Origin of the sequence: Nonomuraea antri (genome assembly GCF_013283785.1) — a bacterium.
In the GTDB taxonomy this organism is placed as follows: Bacteria; Actinomycetota; Actinomycetes; order Streptosporangiales; family Streptosporangiaceae; genus Nonomuraea; species Nonomuraea antri.
Window position 1 is genome coordinate 23,056 of the sequence record NZ_JABCPZ010000138.1, and the last position, 6,139, is coordinate 29,194.

Sequence of the window (6,139 nt, forward strand, 5' to 3'; positions counted from 1 at the left end):
TGTTCTGTCGTGCGTCTTCACCGAGGCTCCCATGATGAACGTTGACCCGCCAAGCCTGCCACCCGACAGCCCGAGCGACCGGAAGCGCGGATGATCCGGCGTCGGCCGGCGTCGCCGAGCCGCGGCCGGCATCCGGCCGTCGTGATCATGGCCGGGTTCGGTTCCGCGGTGCTGATCGGGACGCTGCTGCTCGCCACCCCGATGGCCACGACCGAGGGCGACGGCTTCCACTGGCTGACGGCGCTGTTCACCGCCACGTCCGCCGTCTGCGTGACGGGCCTGGTCGTGGTCGACACCGAGACGCACTGGTCGGTGTTCGGCGAGGTGGTCATCGCGCTGCTCATCCAGATAGGCGGACTGGGCATCATGACGCTCTCCACGCTCTTCATGGTGATCCTCTCAGGACGCATCGGTCTGCGCGCCCGGCTGTCCGCCCAGTTGGAGACCAAATCCGTGGTCGCCGCCGACCTGCGCCAGGTCCTGCGCAAGGTGGTGGTGTTCAGCCTGGTCTGTGAGGCGGCCGTCGCCGCCGTCCTGACCGTCCGGTTCATCACGGGATACGGCGAATCCTTCGGCCGGGCCGCCTACCTGGGCGTCTTCCACGGAGTATCGGCGTTCAACAACGCCGGTTTCGCGCTGTGGCCGGACAACCTCATGCGTTTCGTCACCGACCCGTGGATCTGCCTCACCATCGCGCTGGCCGTCATCGTCGGCGGACTCGGCTATCCCGTCATCTTCGATTTGCTGCGGACCAGGTGGCGGCCGCGCCGCTGGTCGGTGCTGACGCGCATCACCGTCGGCCTGAGCGCTTTACTCCTCTGCGGCGGCACGCTGGCGTTCTTGATGACCGAGTGGCGCAATCCGGCCACGATGGGCCCACTGGACGATTCCGGCAAGCTGCTGGCGGCGTTCTTCGCCGCCGTCATGCCGCGCTCGGGCGGCTTCAACACCCTGGACATCGGCCAGATGTACCCGTCGTCGTGGCTGGTCACCGACGTGCTGATGTTCATCGGCGGCGGCAGCGCCGGCACCGCCGGCGGTATCAAGGTCACCACCTTCGGCTTCCTGCTGTTCATGGTCTGGTCGGAGCTGCGCGGCGAGACCGACGTCAACATCGGTCACCGCCGTCTGCCCGCCACCACTCAGCGCCAGGCGTTGTCGATCAGCCTGCTCGGTGTCCTGCTGGTCACCTTCTCGACCTGGGTGATGCTGATCAGCACGCCGTACGAGCTGGATCGGGTGTTGTTCGAGGTGATCTCGGCCTTCGCCACCAACGGCCTGTCGACCGGCATCACGGCCGACACCCCGCTGGCCGGGCACATCCTGCTCAGCCTGCTGATGTTCATCGGCAGGATCGGCCCCCTCACGCTGGGCTCGGCGCTCGCGCTGAACCACCGCACCCGCCGCTACGAACTGCCGGAGGAGAGAGTGATTCTGGGCTGACGCCGGCCCGCGGCGTCCGGCTGGGCCGCTACTCGGTGAGTGCGGCCAGGGCCTCCGCCACCCCCGGGAACATTTCGAGGCCGCCCAGACGGCCGGGGAGCACGCCAGCGCCGACCACGATCAACCGTCCCTCGAAGGCCCGGGCGTGGCGGTCGGCCGACAGCAGGATGTCGCGTGCCTCCGCGTCGACGGCCAGGACGCAGGTGAGATCCACCACGAGTAGCGGCGGGATCCGGCTCACCAGCACGTTGACCAGGTACTGCTGCAGGATGGCCGCCGCAGCGGCGTCGAGCCGGCCGGACAGGCTCAGCAGGACGACCTTCCCGTACCGATCCAGGCGGATGTCGAAATCGGGGTCGGCTGGCGCTGAAGGATTCATGACGCTCACTCAGGCTCAGACGGCATGCTTCGAGAGCGCCGACCAGACTTCCCGGCTCGCCTGAAGCGACCCTAGCAGCCGGTTGCCATGTGCAACATTTGAGCGTCGGAAATGAAGCGGAAATGAGGGGTGGAGGACATGAAGCGCTTTCGCCCGCTGCTCGGCGACGTGGTGACCGCCGCCGGGCGTTTCAGAGGGCGGGCAGGTCCTCCTGCCCGGGCACGTGCCTCTCGTCGGCCGCGTCGGCGAACGCCGACAACGCCGCGACCACGGCGTTCTGCTGTTCCTGCGTGAGCTGTGCCAGGATCCGGGCCAGGTCCGCCTTGCGCTTCTGCGTCACGCCGTCGACCAGCGCACGTCCCTCGCCCGTCAAGGCGATCCGGACCGTCCGCCGGTCGCTGGGCAGACGGCTGCGCCGCACCAGCCGCTTGGCCACCAGCCGGTCGCACATGCGCGTCGCGGTCGAGCGGTTGACGTCGAGAGCGTCCGCCAGGTCGATGAGCCGCTGCGGGCCCCGCGCCGCCATCAGGACCAGCGCCCGGTACTGCGGAAGAGTCACCTCGCCACCGGCGGCGGCGATCGAGCGTGCGGCGACCGCGACCAGGGCACGGCTGGCCGTGAGCACCGCCTCCACCACAGGGGTGTCCTCGGGCAGGGAACCCGCGAGCCCGGCGTTCACGCTGCGCCTCTCATCACATCGCCCATTGTCGCCCACAAACGCGGAGGGTGAACGACGACGAACGGGACCGCCCTCGAAGCCCCGTCCTGCGCGGTGGCGGGTCGGCGTCGTCAGCCTTCGTCCTCCAGGCGCACGGTGCCCGCGGCCCCGTCGATCGTGATCAGCTGTCCGGTCCTGATCTCGCGGGTGGCGTTCCTGACGCAGATGACGGCCGGGATGCCGTACTCCCTGGCCACGGTCGGGCCGTGCGCGACAGGTGAGCCGGTCTCGGTGACCAGCCCGGCCGTGGTCAGGAACAACGGGGTCCAGCCCGGGTCCGTGGTCGGGGCCACCAGGATCTCGCCGGGTTCGATGTGCGCGCCGGACGGGTCGCGGATCACCCGCGCCCTGCCGGTCGCCCGTCCCGCGGCTCCCGCCATCCCGACCAGCGTCCCCTCCTCGGCCGGTTCGGGCGGGGCCAGCGCCTCCACGTCGGTCCCGTCCGACAGCAGTGCCCCGGGCACGGTGGGCCGCCGCAGCTCCCGCTCGTACGCCGCCCGCCGCGTCGTGGCCGTCTCCCGCTGGTCGGCCCCGTCGTGGACGGCGGCCCGGACCTCGGACAGATCCAGGAACATGACGTCGTCACCGCGCTCCAGCAGGCCGCGCCCGGCCAGGTCGGCGCCGATCAGCAGCAGTTGCCCGCGCGCCGCCGCGATCGCCGGCAGCCAGGCGTACTTCCCGATCTCCCGCAGCCCGGTCAGCTTGCGTGAGCGGCGCATGAGGAACGTGGCGAGCCGGCCGCGTACCGGGCGTGCCCGCCTGGCGCGCCGCGACAGCGTCCCGATCATCCGCTCCGCCTTCGCCGCGGCCTGCTCGAAGCGCCGGTCGGGGGCCTGCTCCGGGTCGTCCACCCGCAGGTAGTTGGCGATGGTGGCGAACAGCGGCGACGGGTCGTCCGCCCATCGGGGCATGCCGACGTCGATCTCGGCGGCGGCCCGCATGCCGTAGCGGTCGAGGAAGGCGGTCATCCCGATGTCCGGCAACTCCCCCGCACGGTACATCGTGGCGAGTTCGTCGGGCGGGGTGGCGCGGAACAGGTCGCCGTGCTCGCGCGCACGCACCGCGATCCGCCACAGCGCCAGGTCCATCTCGGTGGTCACGTTGTACGGCATCCCGCCCAGGACGACGTCCAGCTCCTCGTCCGAGGCGACCCCGTTGAGCAGCCCGGACGGCACCACGCCGGCGAGCATGCCGGCCACCAGCGGCCAGACCAGTCCCATCATGTCGGCGCTCATGACCGCCCGGTGGGAGTCCTCGATCACCCAGCGCAGCCGCTCGGCCGACGTGACGGGCTCAGGCGGCGGCACGGTCTCGCGCCTGATCCTCTCCACCGCCCGGTACGCCTTGGCTCGGGCGGCGTCCGGCCTGGCCAGGCTCCAGGCGATGCCGGCGATCGCGGGCAGCGCCAGCCGGGCCGTCATCCGCACCGCGCTGCCGAGGCGGAAGGGCAGGCCGGGGCGCGGGGCGAAGCGCGGATCGTCCAGCATGCGCTCGACGGCGCCCTGCACCCGCGGCCCGTACACCTCCAGTGAGGCGCCCAGCCGGCGCCGCAGGCGCTTGTTGCGCAGGAAGTCGGTCAGGTCGAAGTACAGCCGCCCGCCGATGGGCACCAGCCGGGGCAGCGGATCGCGCGGGTCGATCCTGGCGCCCGCGGCCTTGAACCAGACGCCGGCGCCCGTCTTGAGCATCGACACCCCCATCGGCGTGGTCGGACGCAACATGCCCTGAATGTGGCCGAACTCCAGGTAGAGGCGGGTGTCGCCGGTGTCGGGCGGAGCCGGGAACAGGGTGGTGATCGGCCGCGACTGCAGCAACCACAGCGTGCCGTCGGCGTCGATGGCCCATTCGACGTCCTGGGGCGAGCCGAAGTGCTCCTGCAGCCGCCGCCCGGCCGCGCGCAACTCTTCGAGCCGCGCGCTGTTCAGGCAACCGGCCGGTGCGTCCGGTATCTGGCGGCCGAGGACGTAGTGGTCGGGCACGACGGTGCCCTCGACGATCGCGGTGCCCAGGCCGGGCGCGGCGTCGACGACCGTCTCGGTGCGACAGCCGGTGATCGGGTTGGCGGTGAACAGCACCCCGGCGGCCACGGGGTCGATCATCTTCTGGATCACCACGGCCATCGCGGCCTCGCCGATGCCGGCCGCCGCGCGGTAGGCGACGGCGCGTTCGGTGTGCAGGGAGTCCCAGCAGCGGCGGACCGCGTCGACGAGCGGACCGGCGCCGTCCACGTTGAGATAGGTGTCCTGCTGGCCGGCGAAGCTGGCCTCCGGCAGGTCCTCGGCGGTGGCGCTGGAGCGCACGGCCACGCGTCCGCCGCCGAGCCGCCGGTAGGCGTCGATCAGCTCCCGCTCCGGCACCTCGCGCTCGGCATAGGCGTCGACGGTCAGGCAGAAGCCGTCGGGGACGCGTTCACCCGCGCGGATCATCTCGCCGAGCCCGGCGGCCTTGCCGCCCACCGTCTCGATCATGGTCGAGTCGATCTCAGAGAGCCGGATCAGATTCATCGCGTATCCTCCTCGCGGCCTTCGCGTAGATCTCCATCGACCGCAGGACGATCTTCCGCTCGTCCTCGGTCATCCGGTTCCAGAGGGTCATCTGCGCGTCCATGCGGACGTCGCGGATGCGCCGCAGGACCGCGGCGCCCTCCTCGCTGATGCGAATGCGGCGCATCCGGCGGTCGAGCGTGTCCTCGTACCGCTCGGCCAGTCCGCGCCGGACGAGGCCGTCGACGATCCGGCTGGTCCGCGACACCGACCGGCCGACCAGGGCGGCCAGTTCCTTGACGGTCGGTTCGCCGCCCCGGTCGAGCACCTGGAGCATGACGCTGTCGAGCATGTGCAGGTCGTCGCTCTCGTGCAGCCGGATCAGCGACGGCATCAGGTCGCGCTGCATCGCGGTGAGCAGTTCGAGCAGGCGCTCACGGTCATTCATGTGCGGCCCCGCATTAGTTGCTGCCTGGCAACCAAACTAACTCCGCATGGGCCGACCGTCCATCGTCTCCCCCAGTCGCCAAGCGTCGAAGGCGGCCCTGTCGGCTCACGGCGGGGCCTTCGCCGCTCTCGGACTCCACGGGCCCGACCCTCCTACTCCTCGCGGCTACAGCGGCTTCCTCATCCCCTGCACGCCTTCCGCCAGGAAGGTCGCCTTGATGGAGTCCTGCAGGGTCCACCCCATGCCCGCGCCCGCCACCGACTTCGACGTATGTCAATATTGAGTCGATTCGAATTAGATATGCGTCTATATGGAGGACCGGTGGAACCTTTGGAGATCTTGGGGTGCAGCCCGCCCCTGTGCCGCGAGCCGCTGGACGCCGAGCAGGCAGCCGGCGTGTCGCGCGTGTTCAAGGCCCTGGGTGACCCGGTACGGCTGCGCATCCTGTCGATCGTGGCCAGTCGCACCGGCGGCGAGGTGTGCGTGTGCGACATCACCGACGCGTTCGAGCTGTCCCAGCCGACCATCAGCCATCATCTGAAGGTGCTCAAGGAGGTCGGGCTGCTGACCTCGCAGCGGCGCGCCTCCTGGGTCTACTACCGCCTGGTGCCGGAAACGCTGGGGGAGCTGTCGGCACTGCTCACCATGCCCGCCACCCCGCCCGCCAC

6 protein-coding genes are annotated in these 6,139 nt (G+C 70.6%); 2 read left to right on the forward strand and 4 right to left on the reverse strand.

All coding sequences use genetic code 11. The annotated features are described in order from the left end of the window. Positions 1-90 precede the first annotated feature (90 nt). Entirely contained in the window at positions 91-1,443 is a 1,353-nt protein-coding gene (locus HII36_RS34710; RefSeq protein ID WP_173527546.1) for a TrkH family potassium uptake protein, read from the forward strand. A gap of 28 nt (positions 1,444-1,471) precedes the next feature. Here the strand turns inward: HII36_RS34710 and HII36_RS34715 are convergent, their stop codons facing one another. From HII36_RS34715 to HII36_RS34730, 4 genes are all read right to left on the reverse strand, one after another. Beyond that, a complete protein-coding gene (locus tag HII36_RS34715; protein ID WP_173527547.1) occupies positions 1,472-1,822 on the reverse strand; it encodes an STAS domain-containing protein in 351 nt (116 codons plus the stop codon). A 190-nt stretch (positions 1,823-2,012) separates the two neighbouring features. Then, on the reverse strand, positions 2,013-2,501 hold the full coding sequence (locus HII36_RS34720) for a MarR family transcriptional regulator (protein WP_328808014.1): 489 nt from the start codon (positions 2,499-2,501) through the stop codon (positions 2,013-2,015). 110 nt (positions 2,502-2,611) lie between these two features. Continuing rightward, the gene (locus HII36_RS34725; protein WP_173527548.1) at positions 2,612-5,044 is read right to left on the reverse strand and encodes a PEP/pyruvate-binding domain-containing protein; all 2,433 of its coding nucleotides are present in this window, start codon (positions 5,042-5,044) and stop codon (positions 2,612-2,614) included. Continuing rightward, positions 5,022-5,471 carry a MarR family winged helix-turn-helix transcriptional regulator gene (locus HII36_RS34730; protein WP_173527549.1) on the reverse strand — a complete coding sequence of 150 codons (450 nt, stop codon included), beginning with the start codon at positions 5,469-5,471 and terminating at the stop codon, positions 5,022-5,024. The genes HII36_RS34725 and HII36_RS34730 overlap by 23 nt, the downstream gene beginning before the upstream one ends. A gap of 321 nt (positions 5,472-5,792) precedes the next feature. On the opposite strand from HII36_RS34730, the gene HII36_RS34735 reads away from it, so the two are divergent. Then, the coding region (locus tag HII36_RS34735) for an ArsR/SmtB family transcription factor (protein WP_173527550.1) at positions 5,793-6,139 on the forward strand (347 nt) is incomplete at its 3' end.

Bases quoted from the DNA above. Each gene is read 5' to 3' on its own strand.
- HII36_RS34730 (WP_173527549.1), bottom strand. From the start codon at position 5,471: ATGAATGACCGTGAGCGCCTGCTCGAACTGCTCACCGCGATGCAGCGC.
- HII36_RS34715 (WP_173527547.1), bottom strand. From the start codon at position 1,822: ATGAATCCTTCAGCGCCAGCCGACCCCGATTTCGACATCCGCCTGGAT.
- HII36_RS34725 (WP_173527548.1), bottom strand. From the start codon at position 5,044: ATGAATCTGATCCGGCTCTCTGAGATCGACTCGACCATGATCGAGACG.
- HII36_RS34710 (WP_173527546.1), top strand. From the start codon at position 91: ATGATCCGGCGTCGGCCGGCGTCGCCGAGCCGCGGCCGGCATCCGGCC.